The 23,687-nt window shown below is 69.6% G+C and carries 24 protein-coding genes and 1 pseudogene; all 25 read left to right on the top strand.

Features of this window, described 5'->3' with window-relative positions; all coding sequences use genetic code 11:
* Positions 1–18: 18 nt before the first annotated feature.
* Positions 19–552 (top strand): annotated as a pseudogene (gene pyrR / locus PQV94_RS07590) (bifunctional pyr operon transcriptional regulator/uracil phosphoribosyltransferase PyrR); the annotation flags it as partial.
* Positions 549–1,517, top strand: coding sequence for an aspartate carbamoyltransferase catalytic subunit (locus PQV94_RS07595; RefSeq protein ID WP_274288143.1), 969 nt, complete (start codon positions 549–551; stop codon positions 1,515–1,517). The pseudogene pyrR and the gene PQV94_RS07595, both read left to right, overlap by 4 nt.
* Positions 1,514–2,824, top strand: coding sequence for a dihydroorotase (locus tag PQV94_RS07600; RefSeq protein WP_274288144.1), 1,311 nt, complete (start codon positions 1,514–1,516; stop codon positions 2,822–2,824). Before PQV94_RS07595 ends, PQV94_RS07600 begins: the two co-directional genes overlap by 4 nt.
* On the top strand, positions 2,821–3,333 hold the full coding sequence (locus PQV94_RS07605) for a PH-like domain-containing protein (RefSeq protein ID WP_274288145.1): 513 nt from the start codon (positions 2,821–2,823) through the stop codon (positions 3,331–3,333). The genes PQV94_RS07600 and PQV94_RS07605 overlap by 4 nt, the downstream gene beginning before the upstream one ends.
* The gene (carA, locus tag PQV94_RS07610) at positions 3,330–4,484 is read left to right on the top strand and encodes a glutamine-hydrolyzing carbamoyl-phosphate synthase small subunit (protein ID WP_274288146.1); all 1,155 of its coding nucleotides are present in this window, start codon (positions 3,330–3,332) and stop codon (positions 4,482–4,484) included. Before PQV94_RS07605 ends, carA begins: the two co-directional genes overlap by 4 nt.
* Positions 4,484–7,771: a carbamoyl-phosphate synthase large subunit gene (carB, locus tag PQV94_RS07615; RefSeq protein ID WP_274288147.1), complete on the top strand. Its 3,288-nt coding sequence runs from the start codon at positions 4,484–4,486 to the stop codon at positions 7,769–7,771. The genes carA and carB overlap by 1 nt, the downstream gene beginning before the upstream one ends.
* Positions 7,768–8,628, top strand: a complete 861-nt coding sequence (gene pyrF / locus PQV94_RS07620; protein WP_274288148.1) for an orotidine-5'-phosphate decarboxylase — start codon at positions 7,768–7,770, stop codon at positions 8,626–8,628. Before carB ends, pyrF begins: the two co-directional genes overlap by 4 nt.
* Positions 8,621–9,535 (top strand): guanylate kinase, encoded by a 915-nt coding sequence (gene gmk, locus PQV94_RS07625; RefSeq protein WP_274288149.1) that lies wholly within the window; start codon positions 8,621–8,623, stop codon positions 9,533–9,535. Before pyrF ends, gmk begins: the two co-directional genes overlap by 8 nt.
* A gap of 54 nt (positions 9,536–9,589) precedes the next feature.
* Entirely contained in the window at positions 9,590–9,844 is a 255-nt protein-coding gene (gene rpoZ / locus PQV94_RS07630) for a DNA-directed RNA polymerase subunit omega (protein WP_137416980.1), read from the top strand.
* Positions 9,845–9,934: 90 nt separating this feature from the next.
* Entirely contained in the window at positions 9,935–11,128 is a 1,194-nt protein-coding gene (gene metK / locus PQV94_RS07635) for a methionine adenosyltransferase (protein ID WP_274288150.1), read from the top strand.
* A 1-nt stretch (position 11,129) separates the two neighbouring features.
* On the top strand, positions 11,130–13,130 hold the full coding sequence (locus tag PQV94_RS07640; protein ID WP_274288151.1) for a primosomal protein N': 2,001 nt from the start codon (positions 11,130–11,132) through the stop codon (positions 13,128–13,130).
* Between the two features lie 8 nt (positions 13,131–13,138).
* Positions 13,139–14,059 carry a methionyl-tRNA formyltransferase gene (gene fmt / locus PQV94_RS07645; RefSeq protein WP_274288152.1) on the top strand — a complete coding sequence of 307 codons (921 nt, stop codon included), beginning with the start codon at positions 13,139–13,141 and terminating at the stop codon, positions 14,057–14,059.
* Complete coding sequence (locus tag PQV94_RS07650) at positions 14,056–15,420, top strand: RsmB/NOP family class I SAM-dependent RNA methyltransferase (protein ID WP_274288153.1); 1,365 nt, start codon at positions 14,056–14,058, stop codon at positions 15,418–15,420. Before fmt ends, PQV94_RS07650 begins: the two co-directional genes overlap by 4 nt.
* A gap of 20 nt (positions 15,421–15,440) precedes the next feature.
* The gene (gene rpe / locus PQV94_RS07655) at positions 15,441–16,115 is read left to right on the top strand and encodes a ribulose-phosphate 3-epimerase (protein WP_274288154.1); all 675 of its coding nucleotides are present in this window, start codon (positions 15,441–15,443) and stop codon (positions 16,113–16,115) included.
* Positions 16,116–16,156: 41 nt separating this feature from the next.
* Positions 16,157–16,420, top strand: coding sequence for a phosphoribosyl-ATP diphosphatase (locus tag PQV94_RS07660; protein WP_274288155.1), 264 nt, complete (start codon positions 16,157–16,159; stop codon positions 16,418–16,420).
* A 43-nt stretch (positions 16,421–16,463) separates the two neighbouring features.
* Positions 16,464–17,306, top strand: coding sequence for an ATP phosphoribosyltransferase (gene hisG, locus PQV94_RS07665; RefSeq protein ID WP_274288156.1), 843 nt, complete (start codon positions 16,464–16,466; stop codon positions 17,304–17,306).
* Entirely contained in the window at positions 17,306–18,070 is a 765-nt protein-coding gene (gene hisF, locus PQV94_RS07670) for an imidazole glycerol phosphate synthase subunit HisF (RefSeq protein WP_274288157.1), read from the top strand. Before hisG ends, hisF begins: the two co-directional genes overlap by 1 nt.
* Entirely contained in the window at positions 18,067–18,423 is a 357-nt protein-coding gene (gene hisI / locus PQV94_RS07675; RefSeq protein ID WP_274288158.1) for a phosphoribosyl-AMP cyclohydrolase, read from the top strand. The genes hisF and hisI overlap by 4 nt, the downstream gene beginning before the upstream one ends.
* The gene (locus PQV94_RS07680; RefSeq protein ID WP_274288159.1) at positions 18,420–19,025 is read left to right on the top strand and encodes a Trp biosynthesis-associated membrane protein; all 606 of its coding nucleotides are present in this window, start codon (positions 18,420–18,422) and stop codon (positions 19,023–19,025) included. The genes hisI and PQV94_RS07680 overlap by 4 nt, the downstream gene beginning before the upstream one ends.
* A 41-nt stretch (positions 19,026–19,066) precedes the next feature.
* Positions 19,067–19,297: a DUF6704 family protein gene (locus PQV94_RS07685; protein WP_137416990.1), complete on the top strand. Its 231-nt coding sequence runs from the start codon at positions 19,067–19,069 to the stop codon at positions 19,295–19,297.
* Between the two features lie 2 nt (positions 19,298–19,299).
* A complete protein-coding gene (gene trpC / locus PQV94_RS07690; protein ID WP_274288239.1) occupies positions 19,300–20,076 on the top strand; it encodes an indole-3-glycerol phosphate synthase TrpC in 777 nt (258 codons plus the stop codon).
* Positions 20,073–21,341 (top strand): tryptophan synthase subunit beta, encoded by a 1,269-nt coding sequence (gene trpB / locus PQV94_RS07695; RefSeq protein WP_274288160.1) that lies wholly within the window; start codon positions 20,073–20,075, stop codon positions 21,339–21,341. The genes trpC and trpB overlap by 4 nt, the downstream gene beginning before the upstream one ends.
* Complete coding sequence (trpA, locus tag PQV94_RS07700; protein WP_274288161.1) at positions 21,338–22,123, top strand: tryptophan synthase subunit alpha; 786 nt, start codon at positions 21,338–21,340, stop codon at positions 22,121–22,123. The genes trpB and trpA overlap by 4 nt, the downstream gene beginning before the upstream one ends.
* 42 nt (positions 22,124–22,165) lie before the next feature.
* Positions 22,166–22,633: a DUF805 domain-containing protein gene (locus PQV94_RS07705; protein ID WP_274288162.1), complete on the top strand. Its 468-nt coding sequence runs from the start codon at positions 22,166–22,168 to the stop codon at positions 22,631–22,633.
* 41 nt (positions 22,634–22,674) lie between these two features.
* A complete protein-coding gene (lgt, locus tag PQV94_RS07710) occupies positions 22,675–23,682 on the top strand; it encodes a prolipoprotein diacylglyceryl transferase (protein WP_274288163.1) in 1,008 nt (335 codons plus the stop codon).
* Positions 23,683–23,687 lie beyond the last annotated feature (5 nt).

Raw genomic sequence — 23,687 nt, forward strand, 5'->3', positions numbered from 1 at the left:
AGGCGGAGAAGGGAGCGGCGGATGAGCACGCGCACCGTGCTGCATGAGGCCGACATCGCCAGAGCACTGACTCGGATCTCGCACGAGATCCTGGAGTCCAACCGCGGTCCGGAAGGGCTGGTGATCCTCGGTATTCCGACGAGAGGGGTGCCGCTCGCGCGCCGCATCGGCGCCCTCGTCTCCGACTTCGGCGGCGCACCGGTGCCCGTGGGCGCCCTCGACGTCACGATGTACCGCGATGACCTCGCGAGCAACCCCACCCGAGCACCGCACCGCACCGACATCCCCGCGGGCGGCATCGACCAGCGCACCGTCGTCCTGGTCGACGATGTGCTCTTCTCGGGGCGGAGCATCCGCGCGGCTCTCGACGCGCTCCAGGACATCGGTCGCCCGGCAGCCGTGCGGTTGGCGGCACTGATCGACCGCGGCCACCGCGAGCTCCCGATCCGCCCCGACTTCGTCGGCAAGAACCTCCCGAGCGCGCGTGACGAGCGTGTGAACGTCCGCCTGGCCGAGACCGACGGCGTCGAGGAGGTGACGATCGAATCATGAGGAATCTTCTCGACACGCGCACGCTCGGCCGCGAGCAGGCGCTACGCATCCTCGATGTCGCCGAGGACATGGCGGACACGCAGCAGCGTGAGATCAAGAAGCTGCCGACGCTGCGTGGCAAGACGGTGGTGAACCTCTTCTTCGAGGACTCGACCCGCACGCGGATCTCCTTCGAGGCGGCGGCGAAGCGTCTGTCCGCCGACGTCATCAACTTCTCCGCCAAGGGCTCCAGCGTCTCCAAGGGCGAGTCCCTCCAGGACACCGCCCAGACGCTGCAGGCCATGGGAGCGGATGCGGTCGTGATCCGACACGGCGCCTCGGGCGCACCGCGCACGCTCGCCACGAGCGGCTGGATCACCGCGGGCGTGGTCAACGCCGGCGACGGTACGCACGAGCATCCGACGCAGGCCCTGCTGGATGCGTTCACGCTGCGTAAGCGTCTGTTCGGTTCCGACAGCCGGGGGCGCGACCTCTCGGGCGTTTCCGTCGCGATCGTCGGCGACATCCTGCACTCGCGCGTCGCCCGTTCGAACGTCTGGCTGCTGAACACACTGGGGGCACGGATCACCCTCGTCGGGCCGCCGACCCTCATCCCGCAGGATGTGTCGGCGTGGCCCGCCACGATCGAGTACGACCTCGATCGCGCGATCGGTGCCGGCCCGGATGCGCTCATGATGCTGCGCATCCAGCTCGAGCGGATGAACGCGGCCTACTTTCCGACCGAGCGAGAGTACGCGAGAGCCTGGGGCCTCGATGGCGAGCGTCTCGACGCCCTGCCGGCCGATAGCATTGTCATGCACCCTGGGCCGATGAACCGCGGTCTGGAGATCTCCGCTGCGGCGGCGGACTCGCCGCGATCCACGGTGCTCGAGCAGGTCACCAACGGCGTATCCGTGCGGATGGCCGTGCTGTACCTGCTGCTTGCGGGCGAACGTCCCGCCTCCGAGAAAGAAGGTGCGTCATGAGCGGAACGTATGTGATCCGCGGTGTGCGACCGGTCGGCGCCGCTGCGCTCGATCTCGTCGTCGCGGACGGCCTCATCCAGGAGATGGGCAGCGGTCTCAGCCGTGCCGGCGCCCAGGTCATCGACGCGGACGGCCTCATCGCGCTCCCGGGTCTCGTCGATCTGCACACGCATCTCCGTGAGCCCGGCTACGAAGCGTCGGAGACGATCCTCACCGGCTCGCGTGCCGGCGCTGCAGGCGGATACACCGCCCTGTTCGCCATGCCCAACACCTCGCCCGTGGCCGACACGGCCGGAGTCGTCGAGCAGGAGCTGGCACTCGGTGAGGCCGCGGGGTTCGTCGACGTCCAGCCCATCGGCGCGGTCACGGTCGGACAGAAGGGCGAGCGCCTGGCGGAGCTGGGTGCGATGGCGCACTCTCGCGCGCGCGTGCGCGTGTTCAGCGATGATGGCTTCTGCGTCTTCGATCCGCTCATCATGCGTCGCGCCCTGGAGTACGTGAAGGCGTTCGACGGCGTGATCGCGCAGCACGCCCAGGATCCGCGCCTGACCGAGGGCGCCCAGATGAACGAGGGTGCGGTCTCGGCGGAGCTGGGGCTCACCGGGTGGCCCGCTGTCGCTGAGGAGTCGATCATCGCCCGCGACGTGCTGCTCGCGGAGCATGTCGGGTCGCGGCTGCACGTGTGCCATCTCTCGACGGCCGGCAGCGTCGACATCATCCGCTGGGCCAAGAAGCGCGGGATCGCGGTGACCGCCGAGGTCACCCCGCACCATCTGCTGCTGACCGAGGAACTCGTGCGTGGTTACGACGCGCGGTACAAGGTGAACCCGCCGTTGCGGCGAGACGAGGACGTGCAGGCGGTGCGGGAGGGCCTCGCCGACGGCACGATCGACATCGTCGCGACCGATCACGCGCCGCATCCCGCTGAGGCGAAGGCCTGCGAATGGCAGGCTGCGGCGAACGGCATGGTCGGGCTCGAGAGCGCCCTGCGAGTGGTGCACCACGCCATGGTCGAGACCGGGCTGCTCGAGTGGACGGATGTGGCGCGGGTCATGAGCAGCGCCCCCGCCAGAATCGGTCGCCTTCCAGGCCATGGCCGCCCCCTCGCCGTCGGCGAGCCCGCCCACCTGGCTCTGTACGACGACACCGTGCGCGCGACGTTCGCGGTCGACGACCTGCGCGGACGCAGCACCAACTCGCCGTACCTCGGGCGCGAGCTGCCGGGCTCGACACGCTGGACGTTCCGCGCCGGCATCGCGACCGTGCGCGACGGCGTCGTGGCGGATGCGGCGGAGGTGCACGCATGAGCCGGGAGGGCGCGCTGCTGGTCATGCTCTCCGTTGCGCTGCTGCTGATCGGCCTCACGTTCTGGGGCTGGCGGCGCCGCGTGCGACGAGACAGCGGCCTTGCCGCGCCGCTCGGATCGCCGCCCGCCGGGGCAGAGGTGCTCGCACGCTTCTCCGGCCTCTACGTCGCGACGACCGCGCACGACACCGCCCTCGAGCGTCTCGCCGTTCGAGGACTCGGGTTCCGCGCCAAGGCCGACCTCCTGATCACTGACGCCGGCGTGGCGCTTGACGCCCAGGGCGGCGCACCGGTGTTCATCGACAGAAGGCGCCTCGTGTCCGCGCAACAGGCCACGGTCACCATCGACCGCGTGGTCGAACGCGACGGGCTCGCCCGCCTCAGCTGGTACATCGACGACGACATGGTCGTCGACTCCTACTTCCGCCCGCAGGACGCCTCGGCACGCGCGGTCGCCGCCGCCCTCGACGCGATCCTGCCCCACCCCACCTCGACGGGAACCGACGTATGACTCTCTTCCGCACCGGACCGGCCGTCCTCGTCCTCGAAGACGGCACACGCCACACCGGCCGCGCTTACGGCGCCACCGGAACGACCCTCGGCGAGGTCGTCTTCGCCACGGGGATGACCGGCTACCAGGAGACCCTCACCGACCCCTCCTACGCAGGGCAGATCGTCCTGCAGACCGCGCCCCACATCGGCAACACGGGTGTCAACGACGAGGACCCCGAGTCGCGTCGCATCTGGGTCGCCGGCTACATCGTCCGCGACCCCTCACGGGTCGTATCCAACTGGCGTGCCGACGAATCGCTCGATGACGCACTCACGAACGACGGGATCGTCGGCATCAGCGGGATCGACACCCGAGCCGTGACGCGCCACATCCGCTCCGCCGGAAGCATGCGGGGTGGGATCTTCTCGGGCGACGCGGCATCGATCGCGCCTGAAGAGCAGCTGCGCATCGTGCGCGAGGCGCCGGCGATGGCGGGGCAGAACCTCTCCGCCTCCGTCTCCGTGGCCGAGACCGAGATCACCCCCGCGACCGCGGAGCGCATCGGCAACCTCGCCGTCCTCGACCTCGGTGTCAAGCAGGCGACCATCGACAACCTCGCCGCCCGTGGATTCGACGTGCACGTGCTGCCGCAGACCGCCACGATCGACGAGATCCGGGCGATCGAGCCCGTCGCCGTCTTCTACTCCAACGGGCCGGGCGACCCGGCGGCATCCGCCGACCACGTGGAGCTGTTGCGCGCGGTGCTCGATGACCGCCTGCCGTTCTTCGGCATCTGCTTCGGCAACCAGCTGCTCGGGCGCGCGCTGGGCTACGGCACGTACAAGCTGCCCTTCGGGCACCGCGGCATCAACCAGCCCGTCATGGACCGCACGACCGGCCGCGTCGAGATCACCGCGCACAATCACGGGTTCGCGGTCGACGCGCCCCTGGACGGCGTGAGCGACAGCCCCAATGGCTACGGCCGCGTCGAGGTCAGCCACGTCGGCCTCAACGACCAGGTCGTCGAAGGCCTGCGCGCCCTCGACATCCCCGCGTTCAGCGTGCAGTACCACCCGGAGGCCGCTGCCGGCCCGCACGACGCGAACTACCTCTTCGACCGGTTCCGGGACATGGTCATCGCCGAGCAGAGCAAGAAGGACACCAAGTAATGCCCAAGCGCGACGACATCCGCTCCGTCCTCGTCATCGGCTCCGGCCCGATCGTCATCGGTCAGGCGTGCGAGTTCGATTACTCCGGCACCCAGGCGTGCCGCGTGCTGCGCGCCGAGGGCGTGCGCGTGATCCTGGTCAACTCCAACCCGGCCACGATCATGACCGACCCCGACTTCGCCGATGCGACCTACATCGAGCCCATCAACTGGCGGGTCATCGAGACGATCATCGCCAAGGAGCGTCCCGACGCGATCCTGCCGACCCTGGGCGGCCAGACGGCGCTGAATGCGGCGATCGACCTGCACAAGAACGGCGTGCTGGAGAAGTACGGCATCGAGCTCATCGGCGCCAACTTCGAGGCCATCAACAAGGGCGAGGACCGCCAGATCTTCAAGGAGCTGGTGATCGAGGCCGGCGCCGATGTGGCCGCCTCCGTCATCTGCCACTCCATGGATGAACTGCTCGCGGGCGCCGAGAAGCTCGGATACCCGCTCGTGGTCCGCCCGTCGTTCACGATGGGAGGCCTCGGCTCCGGCTTCGCGTACGACGAGGCCGACCTCCGCCGCATCGGGGGTGCCGGACTGCACGACTCGCCCACGAACGAGGTGCTCCTGGAGGAGTCCATCCTCGGCTGGAAGGAGTACGAGCTCGAGCTCATGCGCGACACCGCCGACAACACGGTGGTCGTCTGTTCGATCGAGAACGTCGACCCGGTCGGCGTGCACACGGGCGACTCGATCACCGTCGCTCCTGCGCTCACGCTCACCGACCGCGAGTACCAGAAGCTGCGCGACATCGGGATCGAGATCATCCGGCGCGTGGGCGTCGACACCGGTGGCTGCAACATCCAGTTCGCCGTCGACCCCGTGACCGGTCGCATCATCGTGATCGAGATGAACCCGCGCGTGTCGCGCTCCTCGGCGCTGGCCTCCAAGGCCACGGGATTCCCGATCGCCAAGATCGCCGCAAAGCTCGCGATCGGCTACCGCCTCGACGAGATCCCGAACGACATCACGAAGGTGACCCCGGCAAGCTTCGAGCCGACCCTGGACTACGTCGTCGTCAAGGTGCCGCGCTTCAACTTCGAGAAGTTCCCCGCCGCGGACACGACTCTCACGACGACCATGAAGTCGGTCGGCGAGGCGATGGCCATCGGCCGAAACTACGCGACGGCCCTGCAGAAGGCGCTGCGCTCGCTCGAGAAGCGCGGCTCCAGCTTCCATTGGGGCGAGGAGACGCGTTCTGTCGAAGAGCTGCTGGAGATCGCCACGATTCCGACCGACGGCCGCATCGTCGTCCTGCAGCAGGCGATGCGCAAGGGCGCGACGATCGAGCAGGCCTTCGAGGCGACGGCGATCGACCCATGGTTCCTCGATCAGATCGCGCTCATCAACGAGGTGGCAGAGTTCGTGCGCACGGCCGGAGAGCTCGATGCCGAGGTCCTGCGAGTCGCCAAGGAGCACGGTTTCAGCGACATCCAGATCGCGGAGCTCCGCGGCATCGGCGAGGCCGAAGTACGCGGCATCCGGCATGCGCTGGGGCTGCGGCCCGTCTACAAGACGGTGGACACCTGCGCGGGCGAGTTCCCCGCCCTCACTCCTTACCACTACTCGAGCTACGACGCCGAGACGGAGGTGTCGCCCTCTGAGCGCACCAAGGTCGTGATCATCGGCTCCGGCCCCAACCGCATCGGTCAGGGAGTCGAGTTCGACTACTCGTGCGTGCACGCGAGCTTCGCGCTCTCGGATGCGGGCTACGAGACGGTCATGATCAACTGCAACCCCGAGACGGTCTCGACCGACTACGACACGAGCGACCGTCTCTACTTCGAGCCACTCACTCTGGAAGACGTCCTCGAGGTGCTGCACGCAGAGAGCGCCTCGGGCGAGATCCTCGGTGTCATCTGCCAGCTCGGCGGACAGACGCCACTGGGGCTGGCGAAGGGCATCGAGGCGGCGGGCTACCGCATCCTCGGCACGAGCCCCGCGGCGATCGACCTGGCGGAGGAGCGCGAGCTGTTCTCGCGCCTGCTCGACGACGCGGGCCTGGTCGCTCCCCGCAACGGCACCGCGATCGACGTCGACGGCGCAGTGAGCGTCGCCGAGGAGATCGGGTACCCCGTGCTCGTGCGCCCGAGCTTCGTGCTCGGCGGCCGCGGCATGGAGATCGTCTACTCGACAGATGCGCTGCGCGATTACTTCGTCCGCATCGCCGACGCGGCCATCATCGGTCCAGGACTCCCGCTTCTGGTCGACCGGTTCCTGGATGACGCGATCGAGCTCGACGTCGACGCCCTCTTCGACGGCGAGGAGCTCTACATCGGCGGCGTGATGGAGCACCTCGAGGAAGCCGGCATCCACTCCGGCGACTCGTCCTGCACGCTCCCGCCGGTGTCGCTGGGTCGTACCGACGTGGATCGGGTCCGCGAGGCGACGCTCGCCATCGCGCAGGGCGTGGGTGTGCGCGGGCTGCTCAACGTGCAGTTCGCCATCAGTGCCGGCGTGCTCTACGTGATCGAGGCGAACCCCCGCGCGAGCCGCACGGTTCCCTTCGTGTCCAAGGCGCTCGGCATCCCTCTCGCGAAGGCGGCCAGCCGCATCATGGCGGGAAGCTCCATCGCCGAGCTCAAGGCCGAGGGGATGCTGCCGGAGCAAGACGGATCGCGCGTTCCGCTGGACGCACCGGTCGCTGTGAAGGAGGCGGTGCTTCCCTTCAAGCGCTTCCGCACCAAGGACGGTCAGACCGTCGACTCCGTGCTCGGGCCGGAGATGCGCTCCACCGGTGAGGTCATGGGCTTCGACCGCGACTTCCCGACGGCGTTCGCGAAGAGCCAGCAGGCTGCGTACGGCGGCATGCCGCTGTCGGGAACCGTTTTCATCTCCGTGGCCGACGCCGACAAGCGGGCCGTCATCCTCCCGGCGCACCGCCTGCAGGAGCTCGGCTACGAGCTCGTCGCGACGGAGGGCACCGCGGAGATCCTCGCGCGCAACGGCATCGCCGTCCGCACCGTCAACAAGTACTCGGCGACGCAGGAGACGGGCGAGACGAACATCGTCGACCTCATCAACGCGGGTGAGATCGACATGATCGTCAACACGCCCAGTGGCGGCCTCGCTCGCGCGGACGGCTACGAGATCCGCGCGGCGGCTGTCGCTGCCGACAAGGCGCTGTTCACGACGATGGCCGTGCTCGGTGCCGCCGTGAGCGCATTGCCGGTGCTGCGTGAGGGCTTCGACGTGAAGAGCCTTCAGGAGTACGCGGTGGAGCGGGCGGCCCGCGCGTGAGCGCAGCCGGCTTCGGAACGCGGCTACAGGCCGCGCTCGACGAGCACGGGCAGTTGTGCGTGGGGATCGACCCCCACGCCCAGCTTCTGCGCGCGTGGGACCTCGGCGAGGACGCGGCCGGGGTGCGCGAGTTCGGCCTGCGCGTCGTGGATGCGGCGGCCGGGCGCGTGGGTGTCGTGAAGCCGCAGGTCGCCTTCTACGAGCGGTTCGGGTCACCGGGCTACGCCGCCCTCGAGGATGTGCTCGCGGCGGCGAGGGCGGCGGGTCTGCTGGTGATCGCCGACGCGAAGCGCGGCGACATCGGCACCACGATGGACGGCTACGCCGCCGCATGGCTCGAGCCCGGTTCGCCCCTGGAAGCCGACGCGCTCACGCTCAGCCCGTATCTCGGGCCGGAATCTCTGCACGAGACGATCACGCGCGCGATCCGGGCGGACAAGGGCGTGTTCGTCCTCGCCGCGACCAGCAACCGCGAGGCGGCTGTCGTGCAGAGCGCCATCACGGTGGATGCATCCGCCGGCGACGACGAGCCGGTCGCGGCCCGGGTCGCACGCGAGGTGGGCTCTTACAACGTGGGAAGCGCGGGCGCCCTCGGCCCCGCCGGCGTCGTCGTGGGCGCCACGCTGATGCGCTCCGCGTTCGGACTCACCGACACGGTGCTGGCCGGAACGCCGATCCTGGCTCCGGGCTTCGGCGCTCAAGGCGCCCAGCCGTCGGATCTCGCCGAGCTCTTCGGTTACGTCGCCGCTCAGGTCGTCGCGAGCGAGAGCAGAAGCATTCTCTCGGCGGGTCCTGCCGGCCTCGTCGCCCGTATCGAAGCCAGACGCGCGCTGTACTCGGAGGTTCGCCGTGGTTGACAGTCGAACGCCTCCCGAGGTCGACCGGGTGGCCGCGTCCCGCAGGGCCGTCGAGGCGCGCCGCGCCCGCGCGTCGCTCAAGCGCGACCTGTCCACGCGCGTGCTCAGCGGTCAGGAGGTGCTCCGCCGCGCCGTGGCCGATCCCGCATCCGCCGCCGGAACCCTGCGCGTTCCGGAGTTCCTCACCGCCCTCCCTGCGATCGGTGAGGGCAAACGGGACCGCGTCCTGGCCGAGCTGGGCATCTCACCGGTCAAGCGTCTCGGCGGACTCGGAGTGCGCCAGCGCGCCGCGCTGCAGGAATGGCTCGACGGCAGGCTCCCGGAGCCGCAGCCGCGCGCGGCGCGCAGCCGTCTGCTGGTGCTCGCGGGCCCGACCGCGGTCGGCAAGGGCACGGTCGCCGCCCATATCCAGGAGCATTATCCCGAGATCGTCCTCTCCGTCTCCGCGACGACGAGGCCGCCTCGTCCCGGCGAGATCGACGGCACCCATTACTTCTTCGTGGACGACGCCGCCTTCGACGAGCTCATCGAGCGCGGTGAGCTGCTGGAGTGGGCGACCGTCCACAACAAGTACCGATACGGCACGCCTCGCGGTCCGATCGAGAGCGCACTCGCCGACGGCCGGACGGTTCTGCTCGAGATCGATCTGCAGGGCGCGCGGCAGGTCCGGGCGGCGGCGCCCGATGCGGCACTCGTGTTCCTGCTCCCGCCCAGCTGGGATGAGCTCGTGCAGCGCCTTGTCGGTCGAGGTACGGAGGATGCCGAGGAGCGCGCGCGGCGATTGCGCACGGCGCGGGTGGAATTGGCGGCCCAGGGCGAGTTCGACTATCGGGTCGTGAACGCAGAAGTCGCCGAGGCGGCGCGCGAGGTCGTAGAATTGACGAAGGCTTCCGCGCGTCCGTCGTGATGCGTCGTCGTCGAACGACTCTCTGCCGACATCCCCGAACCAGGAGGTACCGCCATGGCTGGGACCAACCAGGGCATCATCGAGCCCCCCATCGACAGCCTTCTCGACAAGGTCGACTCGAAGTACCAGCTCGTGATCTACGCATCCAAGCGCGCGCGTCAGATCAACGACTACTACTCGGATCTTCACGAGGGCAATCTCTTCGACAACGTGGGCCCGCTCGTGGACTCCACGATCGAGGACAAGCCGCTGACGATCGCGCTGCATGAGATCAACGAGGACAAGCTGCGCCTGCGTCACGCCGAGTGATCTGATCACGTCGACGCTCCCCCCGGCACTGTGGTGTCCGGGGGGAGCGTCACAGTGGGGGTGTTCCTCACGTCTCGAGTGGGAGTTGCGATGACCGAGCTGCGTCTGTTCACGTCCGAGTCCGTCACGGAAGGGCATCCGGACAAGATCTGCGACCAGATCTCCGACAGCATCCTCGACGCGATCATCGCGGAGGACCCGACCGGCCGCGTCGCGGTCGAGACCCTCGTGACGACGGGCCTCGTGCACGTCGCGGGCGAGGTGTCTACACGCGCCTACGTCGAGATCCCCGCGATCGTCCGCGATGTCGTGAACCGCATCGGTTACAACTCCAGCGACACAGGATTCGACGGCGACTCATGCGGCGTGTCGGTCTCGATCGGCGCGCAGTCCTCCGACATCGCGGCGGGGGTGAATCAGGCGTTCGAGCAGCGCGAGGGACGATCGGTCGACCCCCGCGACGAGCAGGGAGCCGGCGACCAGGGCATCATGTTCGGCTTCGCGACGACCGAGACCGCGCAGCTCATGCCGATGGCGGCCTGGACCGCGCACCGGATGGCCGAGCGGCTCGCCGCGGTGCGCCGAGCCGGCACCCTCGATTTCCTGCGTCCCGACGGCAAGACGCAGGTCACTCTCGGCTACGACGGTCACACGCCGAAGACGGTGGAGTCCGTGGTGCTGTCCACGCAGCACCACCCCGACATCAGCCAGGACGAGCTGCGCGAGCTGGTGCGCCGTGAGGTCATCGATCCCGTGCTCGCCGACACCGGACTGGACACGCCCGATGTGCAGTACTACATCAATCCCGCGGGTCCCTTCGTCACGGGCGGTCCCAAGGGCGACGCCGGACTGACCGGTCGCAAGATCATCATCGACACCTACGGCGGTGCGGCACGCCACGGCGGCGGCGCCTTCAGCGGCAAGGATCCCTCGAAGGTCGACCGCTCGGCCGCCTACGCCATGCGGTGGGTCGCCAAGAACGCTGTCGCGGCAGGTCTCGCAGAGCGCCTGGAGGTGCAGGTCGCGTATGCGATCGGCAAAGCGAGCCCCGTGGGCCTGTACATCGAGAGCTTCGGCACGGGGCACGTGAGCGACGAGACGATCACTGCGGCGATCCTCGACGTCTTCGACCTGCGGCCCAAGGCCATCATCGATCAGCTCGATCTGCTGCGTCCCATCTACTCGGCGACCGCCGCCTACGGTCACTTCGGTCGTGAGCTTCCGGAGTTCACCTGGGAGCGTCTGGACCGCGTCGACGAGTTGCGTGCCGCAGCCGGGCTCTGAGATGACCGGGGCGTCCGGCCCCGCTCGGCCGGTCGCGCGCGTACTGCTCGATTCGCCACTGCCGCAGCTCGACCGCCTGTTCGACTACGCGATCCCGCCCGAGTTCGACGAGGACGCCGTGCCCGGCGTGCGTGTGCGCGTGCCTCTGCGCAGCGCCGGTCGTGTCGTCGACGGGTTCCTCGTCGAACGCGGCGAGGAGACCGACCACTCGCGTCCGCTCTCCGAGCTCGACAGCGTCGTCTCACCGATGCCCGTCCTCCCGTCGAGCCTGTACAGCCTCGCTCGTCGCGTCGCAGATCGCGCGGCGGGTTCGGCTTCCGACGTGCTCCGCCTCGCCGTGCCGAAGCGGATGGTGCGCGCGGAGAAGGCATGGCTCCACTCGCCCGAGCCCGTCGCCGAAGTGCCTCACGCGAATGCGGTGCGGACGGCGGAAGAGGTCCTCGCGGCGTTCCCGCATCTCGCGGAAGGCATCCGGGCCGGTGAACGCCTCGCCGTGGATGCGACACCACGGGTCGTGGAACTCGCCGAGGGCGTCACGGTGGGATCGTGGGCCGTACTCATCGCTGCCGCGGCGACGATCACCCTCGCCGCGGGGCGCAGCGTCGTCATCGTCGTCCCGGACCATCGGGATCAGGACCAGGTGATGACCGCGCTGGCGGGACGCGTGCCGCGGGACGCACTCGTGCAGTCCGACGCCCGCCAGAGTGGTCCCTCGCGTTACGGCGCGTATCTGCGCACCCTCGCCGACGCGCCCTGCATCGTGGTCGGGAACCGCTCGGCGGTCTACGCGCCCACGAGCAGCACGGGCCTCGTCGTGATCTGGGACGACGGCGACCCGTTGCTCGCGGAGCCGCTCAGCCCCGGCGCGCACGCCCGTGATGTGGCGCTTCTGCGCCAGGAGAGCGAGCAGAGCGCACTGCTCGTGCTCGGACACACGCGCACCACGGATGTCGAGCGACTCGTTCAGATCGGGTGGCTGCGCCACATCCCCGCGGCGCGGCGTGTCACCCCACGCGTCGTCTTGACGGCAACGTCCGATGCGGTCGCGCAGGCGCGCATCCCCTCCTCGGCGTTCCAGGCTGTGCGCGACGCGCTGACAGAGGGTCCCGTGCTGGTTCAGGTCGCCCGACCCGGCTACGCCCCCGTGGTGGTCTGCTCCTCGTGCCGTGCGCCCGCTCGTTGTCTACACTGCTCCGGCCCGCTTCGGGTGCGCAGGCAGGGCAGGCCGCCGGAGTGCGCCTGGTGTGGGCGCGGGATCGCCGGCTGGCAGTGCGCCGTGTGCGAAGGGCAGCACCTTCGTCTCGCCTCCTCGGGAAGCGAACGCACCGCGGATGAGCTCGGGCGGGCGTTCCCCGGTACGCGGGTGATCGTGGCCGACGGCGACCATCCGGTCGCACGCGTCGAGCATCGCCCGGCGTTGGTCATCGCGACCCGTGGGGCGGAGCCGATCGCGGACGGCGGGTATCGCGCCGTTCTGCTGCTGGACGGCGACCGGATGCTGCTCGCCGAGGACCTGCGCATCGGCGAGGCGTGTCTGCGGTGGTGGTCGAACGCCGCAGCGTTGACCGCCCCCGGCGCACCCGTGCTGCTGACGGGGGTCGCGGGACCCCTCGCTCGCGCGTTGGCGACGTGGACGCAGGCCGCCCACGCCCGCGCCGAGCTCGCCGACCGCGCTGTGCTGCATCTGCCGCCGGCGGTGCGCGTGGCGGTCGTAGAGGGGGAGCCCCGCACGGTTCACGACGCTCTCGCGCAGTTGCGCGCCGAGGTCCCCGCCCTCGATGTCGATGCGATTCTCGGACCCTCGGAGATCCTCGGGGAGGACCCCCCGCGCTCGCGCGCGCTCGTCCGTTTCGACTACGGCCACGGAAAGGCGGTGACGGGCTCTCTGCGAGCGGCGGTGATCGCCGATGCGGTGCGTGCCCGCCGCACGCGCGGCCGGACCCCCGCGCGGAGCCGGAATACACTCAGAGTTCGGGTGGACGTGCCCGATCCCGAGTTGTGAGGAACCCGATGCGTCTTGTTTTCGCGGGAACGCCCGAACCCGCCGTCGCCTCGCTGCGTGCTTTGGCCGCCACCGATCACGAGATCGCGTGCGTCATCACGCGCCGCGACGCACCCGTCGGACGCAAGCGCGTCCTCACAGCCTCGCCGGTCGCCGTCGCCGCCGACGAGCTGGGGATCGACGTGCTCAAGACCGATCGTCTGGACGCCGCGGCGACCGAACGCATCGCAGCCCTCGAACCGGATCTCGGTGTGATCGTGGCCTACGGCGGCCTCGTCCGGGAGCCGCTGCTGGGCACCCCCCGCTTGGGGTGGATCAATCTGCACTTCTCCCTGCTGCCTCGCTGGCGGGGAGCGGCGCCCGTGCAGCGCGCACTGATCGCCGGAGACGGCGAGACCGGCACGAACGTGTTCCAGCTGACCGCCGGCCTCGACGAGGGCGACGTGTACGGAGGGACGCGCTACCGCATCCCTCCAACGGCCACGGCCGGGCGCGTGCTGGAAGATCTCGCGCGCGACGGTGCTGGCGCGCTCGTCGACATCGTCGACCAGTTGGCGGCGGGGACGGCTCGCGCCCTCCCGCAAGTCGGGGAGAGCACGTACGCGGGCAAGCTGACCGCCGAGGACGGCCGGCTCGACTGGACCCAGACGGCGGATGCGGTGCTGTCGCGCTTTCGTGGCACGACGCCCGAACCCGGCGCTTTCACGACGGTCGATGGTGTGCGCGTCAAGATCCACGACATGCAGCGCGCCGAGCACGCCGCTGCGTTGTCGCCCGGCGCCATCCGTGCCGCGCAGTCGGAGGTGCTCGTCGGTACAGCGACAGATCCCGTGGCGCTCATGCGGGTGCAGCCGGCCGGTAAGGCGGCGATGGCGGCGGGCGACTGGCTGCGAGGTCTCCGCGCGGCGGAGGGGCTGGTGGCGTCGTGAGCCGTTACGATCCGCGGCGGGTGGCGTTCGACACGCTGCGCGCCGTGGCCGCATCCGATGCGTACGCGAACCTTCTCCTGCCGGTGGAGATCGCGCGGGCCGGACTCGACGCGAAGGATGCGGCGCTCGCCACAGAGCTGACGTACGGCACACTCCGACGCCTCGGTACCTACGACGCGATCATCGCGTCTGCGGCGGGCCGGTCCACCGACGAGATCGACGAGGATGTGCTCGACGCTCTGCGGTTGGGCGCGCACCAGCTGCTCTCGACGCGGATCGCCTCCCACGCGGCCGTGCACGAGACGGTGGCGCTCGTACGAGAGACGATCGGCGCCGCGCCCACCGGATTCGTCAACGCGGTTCTGCGCCGGATATCACGCGATACGCCGGGGGAGTGGCTCGCCCGCATCGAGGCGGCGGCCCGTTCGGACGACGAACGGCTGGGGCTCGCGTACGCCCACCCCGTCTGGGTGATCCGCGCCTTCCGCCGTGCTCTGGTGGCCGAGGGGCGCGCTGACGAGCTCGAAGACCTCCTGCGTGCCGATAACGCGTCGCCGCGGGTTTCGCTGGCCGTGCTTCCCGGACTCGCCGATCGACCATCCGAGCTTGCTCCGACGCGGTACTCACCCGTGGGGGCGCTCTCCGCAGGCGGGGACCCCGAGCCGCTGATCCGCGCATCCGGCGGTCGTATCCGCGTGCAGGACGAGGGGTCGCAGCTGGCGGCGCTCGCGCTCAGTCGCGCCGAACCGGTGTCCGTCGGTGAGCGATGGCTCGATCTGTGTGCCGGACCCGGCGGCAAGACCGCCTTGCTCGCCGCCGAGGCCCTCGCCGGCGGTGCACTGCTGGAGGCCAACGAGATCGCGCCGGCCCGCGCGGGACTCGTGCGTCAGGCTCTCGCGGGTGTTCCGGCCGAGGTCTCGGTCAGCGAGGAGGACGGGCGTTCGCGCGCGGGGCACGGGCGCTACGACCGCATCCTGGTGGACGCGCCGTGCACAGGCCTGGGCGCCCTCCGTCGTCGGCCCGAGGCCCGCTGGCGGAAGTCGCCGCAAGACGTGGCGGCGCTCGCGAGCCTGCAGCGGGAGCTGCTGGAGAGTGCGCTCGACGCGCTGACGCCGGGGGGCATCGTCGCCTACGTCACGTGCTCGCCCCATCTGGCCGAAACCAGCGCAGTCGTGGCGGAGGTGCGCGAGCGCCGAGGCGACGAGATCGAGGAGATCGACGCCCGCGCCGTGCTGCAGGATGTCGCGAATCAGCCGCTGGATCTTCCGACGCCCGCCGACGGCAGCGGACGAGCGCAGCTGTGGCCCCACCGGCACGGAACGGACGCCATGTCGATCTCGCTGCTGCGACGCCGCGCGTGACGCTCGCCGATAATGGCAGGGTGAGCGCTCCCCGCATCAACCCCTCCATCCTCGCCGCGGACTTCGTCAACATGCAGGCCGAGCTCGGCCGCATCGCCGGCGCCGACTTCGTACACGTGGACGTCATGGACAACCACTTCGTGCCGAACCTGACCTTCGGTCCCCAGATGGTCGAGCGGGTGCAGGCGACGAGCCCCGTGCCGCTGGATGTGCACCTGATGATCGACGACCCGGACCGGTGGGCGCCCGGATACGCCGAACTGGGGGCGGCCTCGGTGACCTTCCATCTCGAAGCCGCCGCCGAGCCGGTCGCGCTCGCACGGCGGCTGCGCCAGATCGGTGCACGCGCCGGAGTGGCGATCAAGCCGGGGACCTCCGAGCAGCCGCTCCTGGAGCTGCTGCACGAGTTCGACCAGATCCTCGTCATGACCGTGGAGCCGGGCTTCGGCGGACAGTCGTTCATGCCCGAGACGATGCCGAAGCTCGCCCGCCTCGCCGACGCTGCGCGCCGGGTCGGCTCGGCGGTCTGGCTCCAGGTCGACGGTGGGATCGCTCCGGCCACCATCGAACAAGCGGCATCCGCCGGCGCGGACACGTTCGTCGCCGGATCCGCGGTCTTCGGCGTGGAGGATCCGGATGCGGCGATCGCGGGGCTCCGGGCGCAGGCCGCCGCAGCGTCGTCGCACCGGCACTGAGGGCGGCAGCCGCGCCGGTCGGCGGACGGTACCCTAGGACGGTGAAGACGTTCGACGACCTGTTCGCGGAGCTCGAGCTCAAGGCCCGGACGCGACCCGCCGGATCCGGCACCGTCGCTGAACTCGATGCCGGTGTGCATGCGATCGGCAAGAAGATCGTCGAAGAGGCGGCAGAGGTCTGGATGGCCGCCGAGTATCAGAGCGACGCCGAGGCAGCCGAGGAGATCTCGCAGCTGCTCTACCACCTGCAGGTGCTCATGCTGGCCAAGGGTCTGACGCCGGCGGACGTGTACCGACATCTCTGATGCCCGCACCCGCCGCATCCGTCATCTTCCAGAGAGTTTTCCCATGCTGAGAATCGCCGTGCCCAATAAGGGCTCCCTTTCCGAGACCGCGGCGGCCATGCTCGCCGAGGCGGGATACAAGGGCCGTCGCGATCCGAAGGATCTGCACGCCATCGACCCGCTCAACGACGTCGAGTTCTTCTATCTGCGACCCAAGGACATCGCCACCTATGTCGGCTCGGGCGCGCTGGATGTCGGCATCACCGGGCGCGACCTGCTGCTCGATGCACGCATGCCGGGCGCGCGTGAGATCGAGGCGCTCGGTTTCGGCGGCTCGACGTTCCGTTTCGCGGGCCCTCCCGGTCGATTCACCGAGCTCGCCGATCTCGAGGGGATGCGGGTGGCCACCGCCTACCCCGGTCTCGTGGACGCGTACCTCGACGAGCACGGCGTGGCGGTCGATCTCGTGCCGCTCGACGGCGCCGTGGAATCCGCCGTCGAACTCGGCGTCGCCGACGCGGTGGCCGACGTGGTCTCCACCGGCACCACGCTGCGTCAGGCGGGGCTCGAGATCTTCGGTCCGGTCCTGCTTGAGTCGGACGCCGTGTTGATCACCGGCGCGCAGGAGCCCGCCGGGCTCGAGACGCTGCTGAGGCGTCTGCGCGGTGTCATGGTCGCGCGCGAGTACGTGCTCATCGACTATGACCTGCCCGCCGACCTCGTCGACGAGGCGATCGCGGTCGCTCCGGGTATCGAATCGCCCACGATCTCGCCGCTGCGGGACCCGTCGTGGGTCGCGGTGCGCGTGATGAGTCCCCGCAAGCGCGTCAACCAGGTCATGGACGCGCTCTACGCGATCGGGGCGCGGGCGATCCTGGTGACCGAGATCCACGCGGCGAGGCTCTGATGAGCGTGGTCTGCCGAGTCATCCCGTGCCTGGATGTGGCGGCGGGACGCGTGGTCAAGGGCGTCAAGTTCGAGAACCTCCGCGACATGGGAGATCCCGTCGAGCTCGCGCGGCTGTACTTCGAGCAGGGCGCTGATGAGCTCACCTTCCTCGACGTCACAGCGACCGTCGACGAACGGGCGACGACCTACGACGTCGTGCGCCGCACGGCGGAAGAGGTCTTCATCCCGTTGACCGTCGGCGGCGGCGTCCGCTCCGACGAGGACGTCGCGAGGCTCCTGGCCGTCGGCGCCGACAAGATCGGCGTCAATTCGGCTGCTATCGCCCGACCCGCCCTGATCGACGAGATCGCCGACCGCTTCGGGGCCCAGGTGCTCGTTCTGTCGCTCGACGTCAAGCGCGCCGAAGGCATGCCTTCGGGCTTCGCCGTCACGACCCACGGCGGGCGAACCCTCACCCAGCTCGACGCGCTCGCCTGGGCGCGCGAGGCCATCGAGCGCGGCGCCGGTGAACTGCTCGTCAACTCGATCGACGCCGACGGCACGAAGAACGGCTTCGATCTCGAACTCGTCGCCCTGATGAGGGAGATCTCCCGCGTGCCGGTCATCGCCTCGGGCGGCGCCGGGCAGGTCGGCGACTTCGCGCCCGCCATCCGTGCCGGCGCCGACGCGGTGCTCGCCGCATCCGTTTTCCACTCCGGCCAGCTCACGGTGGGCGACGTGAAGGACGCGCTGGTCGGCGAGGGGATCGAGGTACGTCGATGAGCCAGAGCGTCGAAGAGCGGATCTCCCGGGTCCGCTTCAACGATCAGGGCCTGGTCGCAGCGATCGTGCAGCAGTGGGACACCCGAGAGGTGCTCATGATGGGCTGGATGGACGCGGAGGCGCTGCGGCGCACGCTCACCTCGGGTCGCGCGACTTACTGGTCGCGCTCGCGTCAGGAGTACTGGCGCAAGGGCGACACGTCGGGTCACATCCAGGTCGTGCGCGGCGCCCGCCTGGACTGCGACGGCGACGCCGTGCTGCTGTCGGTCGAGCAGACCGGCCCCGCCTGTCACACCGGCACACGGACCTGTTTCGACACCGACGATCTGGAGCCCGTGCGAGGCGGCGAGTGATCCGTCGCGCACGCTCGATCTCGGTTCTGGCGATCCTGGCGGCGGGGGCTACGAGCACTCTGGCGGCCACCCAGACCTGGATCCACGTCTCGCTGACGGATGGTGCCGCAGCCGATGTGGCGGTCTCCGGAACGGCGGCCGTGCCCGTGCTGACCCCGCTCAGTCTCGCCGTGCTCGCACTCGGCGCGGCGCTGTCGATCATCGGCCGGGTGCTTCGCATCGTCTTCGGCGCACTGACGGTGGCTGCGGCGATCGGAATCGCCGTGCTCACGGCGCCCGTCGCCTTCGACGTGCCCGTCGACGCGTATGCCCCGAGCGTCACGGAGACCACCGGCATCACGGGTGACTCGTCGGTGGCGGCACTGGTCGCCAGCACGAGCGTCACGGGGTGGCCGGTAGCTGCTCTTGTCGCCGCCGTTCTCCTGCTGGGTGCGGGCTCCTTCGTGCTCGTGACCGGCTGGCGATGGCCCGGCGGAGGACGCAAGTACGACTCTCCGCGCCGGCGGGCAGTCGTCGCGGACGACGCACCGCTTGACGCCATCGACTCGTGGGACGACCTCTCCCGCGGCGATGACCCGACCTTCCCCGACCCGCCCCGCTAGACTGGATCCGGCCGTCACGTGGCCGCACCCGAAGGAGAGACATGAGCAATTCCATCGACGACCCCGGCCACGGACACTCCCCGGCAGCCTGGACGGCCGTGGTGATCATGCTCGTCGCCGTCGCGCTGGGCACGGTGTTCTTCGTGCTCGACATGCCCGTGCTCGTGTGGGCGTCGGTCGGTCTGCTCGTCGTGGGTCTGATCACCGGGTGGGCGTTGGCCCGCGCCGGCTGGGGCGTCAACGGCCCGAAGTACGTCGCGAAAGAGCACTGATGGTGCTCGCCGACCTCACGGCCGGCGCAGTCGAGGATGCCCGTGACCGCGAGTCGCGCACGCCTCTGTCGGTCGTGGAGCGCGCTGCGCTGGACCGACCCGCTGCGCTCGATGCCCTCACGGCCCTCGCGCCCGCCGACCGCGTGAAGATCATCGCCGAGGTGAAGCGAGCCAGCCCCTCGCGCGGCGATCTGGCGGCGATCCCCGATCCTGCTCTCCAGGCATCCCGCTACGAAGAGGGTGGCGCGAGCGCGATCTCCGTGCTCACGGAGGGTCGCAAGTTCAAGGGCAGCCTCGCCGATCTCGAAGCCGTGCGCGAGCGCGTCGCCGTTCCGGTGCTGCGCAAGGACTTCATCGCCACGCCCTACCAGGTGCTCGAAGCACGCGCGGCGGGCGCCGATCTCGTGCTGCTGATCGTCGCCGCACTCGAGCAGCCGCTTCTCGTGCAGCTGCACGAACTCGTGCTCCAGCTCGGGATGACGCCGCTCGTGGAGACACATTCCGCCGAGGAGCTCTCGCGCGCATCCGATCTCGGAGCTCGCCTCATCGGCGTCAACGCGCGCAACCTCAGCACTTTCGAGCTCGATCGCGATCTGTTCGGACGCCTCGCCGAGTCGTTCCCGAGCGATGCGATCAAGATCGCCGAATCGGCGGTCCTCACTCCCGACGACGTGCGCCACTACCGCTCCGGCGGCGCGGACGTCGTCCTCATCGGCGAGGCACTCGTGACGGCGGAACCCGTCGCGACCCTGCACGCTTTCCTGGAGGCTGGATCATGAGTCTGCGCGATGTCAAAGGACCCTTCTTCGGTCAGTACGGCGGGCGCTACATGCCCGAGTCGCTCATCGCCGCGATCGATGAGCTGACCGCCGTCTACGAGTCCGCGATCGTTGATCCCGCCTTCCAGGCGGAGTTCGCGGAGCTGCTGCATTCCTACGCGGGGCGTCCCTCAGTGCTCACCGAGGTGCCGCGCTTCGCCGCCCACGCGGGTGGCGGCCGCGTGTTCCTCAAGCGCGAAGATCTGAACCACACCGGCTCGCACAAGATCAACAACGTGCTGGGTCAGGCGCTGCTCACCAAGCGGCTGGGCAAGACACGCGTGATCGCGGAGACGGGAGCCGGACAGCACGGTGTCGCGACCGCGACGGCTGCGGCGCTGTTCGGCTTCGAGTGCACGATCTACATGGGTGAGGTCGACACCGAGCGGCAGGCGCTCAACGTCGCTCGGATGCGGCTGCTGGGTGCCGAGGTCATCCCTGTCACGACAGGATCGCGCACGCTCAAGGATGCGATCAACGAGGCATACCGGGACTGGGTGGCGAGCGTCGAGACGACGAACTACATCTTCGGCACCGCTGCGGGGCCGCATCCGTTCCCCGCCCTCGTGCGCGACTTCCAGAAGGTCATCGGCGAAGAGGCCCGCGCGCAGCTTCTCGAGCAGGTGGGCCGACTGCCCGACGCCGTGTTCGCATGCGTGGGCGGCGGCTCGAACGCGATCGGGATGTTCGACGCCTTCCTCGACGACGAGTCGGTGGCGCTGTACGGCGTCGAAGCGGCGGGCGACGGGGTCGACACCCCGAAGCACGCGGCCTCCATCGAGCGCGGCCGCGCCGGCATCCTGCACGGCGCCAAGACCTACGTGCTCCAGGACGAGGACGGGCAGACCGTCGAGTCGCACTCGATCTCGGCGGGGCTGGACTACCCGGGTGTCGGTCCCGAGCACGCCTGGCTGGCCGATATCGGCCGCGCGTCCTATATCCCGGCCACCGACGACGAGGCCATGCAGGCGCTGCGGCTGCTCTCGCGCACCGAGGGCATCATCCCCGCCATCGAGTCGGCGCATGCGCTGGCCGGGGCGCTCCGCATCGGCAAGGAGCTCGGACCCGACGCGGTCATCGCCATCAACCTGTCCGGTCGCGGCGACAAGGACATGGACACGGCCGCCCGCTATTTCGATCTGTACGACGCGGCCGGCGACGAGGGGTCGCCGGTCGACGTGCCGCCCGCCGCCGACGAGGCGCGGGGAGAGGGGACCGAGCTGTGAGTTCGCGCGTCGCCGCGGCCATCGAGGCCGCCCACGCCGAGGGACGCGGGGCGTTCGTCGGCTATCTGCCGCTCGGTTTCCCCGACATCGCCACGAGCATCGAGGCGGCCGTCGTGCTCGCCGAGAACGGTGCCGACATCATCGAACTCGGCCCGCCGTACTCCGACCCGGTGATGGACGGCCTGGTCATCCAGGAGGCGACGCAGGCCGCTCTCGCCGCCGGCTTCCGTCTGCGAGACCTGTTCCCGGCGGTCAAGGAGATCACGAGCCGCGTCGACGTGCCCGTCGTCGTCATGACCTATTGGAACCCTGTGTTCCAGTACGGCGTCGACAGATACGCCGATGACCTGCTCGCCGCCGGGGGAGCGGGACTCATCACGCCCGACATCACCCCCGAGGCCGCTGGTGAGTGGATCACCGCGAGCGAGCGCACCGGGCTCGACCGTATCTTCCTCGCCGCCCCCACGTCGAGCGACGAGCGCCTTGAGCTCGTCGTCAAGAACTCCACGGGATTCGTCTATACGGTTTCGACGATGGGGATCACGGGGGAGCGCGCCGAGCTGGATGCGGCCGCACGCACGCTCGTGGCCCGACTGCGCGAGCGGGGCGTCGAGCACGCCGCGGTGGGCATCGGCATCTCGAACGCGGAGCAGGTCGCGGGCGTGCTGGAGTACGCCGACGGCGCGATCGTCGGCACTGCCCTGGTTCGTGCTCTGCGCGACGGCGGGCTCGAGGAGCTGGCGCGTACCGCCCGCGCTCTGGCCGACGGCACGCGTCGCTGAGCCCGCTCGCGCGCCGCGTGCGGTTCGCGTAGCGTCGCCGAGGTGAGTTCCTCCACGATCCCTCTGTCGCAGCCGCTCTACGACGCGTCCTGGCATCAGGCGATCGCGCGCTACTTCTTGAAGTACGCGACCTTCTCGGGCAGAGCGAGCCGCAGCGAGTTCTGGTGGTGGGTGTTGACCAACGCTCTCGTGGGGCTCGGACTCCAGATCGTCTCGACCGCTGTCGGCGATCCGCTGACGTTCTCGGCATGGCCGGCACCGTATCTGGTGTGGAACGGCGCACAGTCCGACGCCGGCGTGACCACCGTCATCGGGGCCATCGCTGCCCTGTACTCCGTGCTCACGCTGCTGCCCGGACTCGCTCTGACCTGGCGCCGTCTGCACGACGTGGATCGCAGTGGGCTCTGGTTCTTCATCCTGCTGATCCCGCTCATCGGGCTGATCGTGCTGCTGGTGTTCACGACCGGGCGTTCCCGTCCCGAGGGCGCCCGCTTCGACAGGTATCCCTGATCGCGCACGAGCGCACCACCGACGCCTTTAGACTCGTCGTCATGACGTTCGCCCTCACGAGCGCGCCCGCAGGCGTGCTCGCCAGCATCCCGAGCCCTCCGATCAACGGATTCGATCTGTGGCCGGGCGGCCCGGAGATCCGGTTCTACGCACTGTGCATCATCGCCGGCATCGTGGTTGCGACCATCCTGACGAACAGACGACTCACCAAGCGCGGCGGCGAGCCCTGGGTCGTCGTGGACATCGCCCTGTTCGCGATTCCGCTCGCGCTCATCGGCGCGCGGGCCTTCCACGTGCTCACGCACCCCGGGTTCTACTTCGGCGATGGCAAGAACACGTGGAACCCCTTCGAGCCGGGCTCGGTGTGGGCCATCTGGGAGGGCGGCATCGCGATCTACGGCGCCCTCATCGGCGGCGCGATCGGCGCACTCATCGGCTGCCGCTGGACAGGCATCCGGTTCTGGAGCTTCGCGGACGCCCTCGCCCCGGGCCTGATCATCGCCCAGGCGATGGGTCGTTTCGGCAACTACTTCAACCAGGAGCTGTTCGGTCAGCCCACCGACGGCTGGTGGGGGCTGGAGATCGCCCGACCCAACGACGCGATCCCCGTCGGACTGCCAGAGGGCACGCTTTTCCAGCCGACCTTCCTGTACGAGGTGATTTGGAATCTGTTGGGCGCCGCCGTCATCCTGTGGGCCGGTAAGCGCTTCACGATGCAGTGGGGCCGCCAGTTCGGTCTGTACCTCGTGTGGTACTCCGCGGGCCGAATCGTCTGGGAGAACATCCGCATCGATCCCAGCGAGGTGTTCCTCGGACTCCGCTCGAACGTCTGGGCCGCGATCTTCGGCGTGATCCTGGGCCTCGTCATCCTGGTGGCCCAGAAGGTGCGTCACACGGGCTTGGAGGCCTCGCCCTACCGGCTCGGTCGCGAGTGGGTGGACAAGTCGGCTGTACAATCGCAGAACACCGAGGACTTCGTCGATGTGAGCGCACCCCCCGCCGACGAAACCATCACCACTGGCAGCGCCACAAGCACCGCCGCCAAGTAACTCTC

Origin of the sequence: Microbacterium sp. Clip185, assembly GCF_028743715.1 — a bacterium.
Taxonomy (GTDB): Bacteria; Actinomycetota; Actinomycetes; order Actinomycetales; family Microbacteriaceae; genus Microbacterium.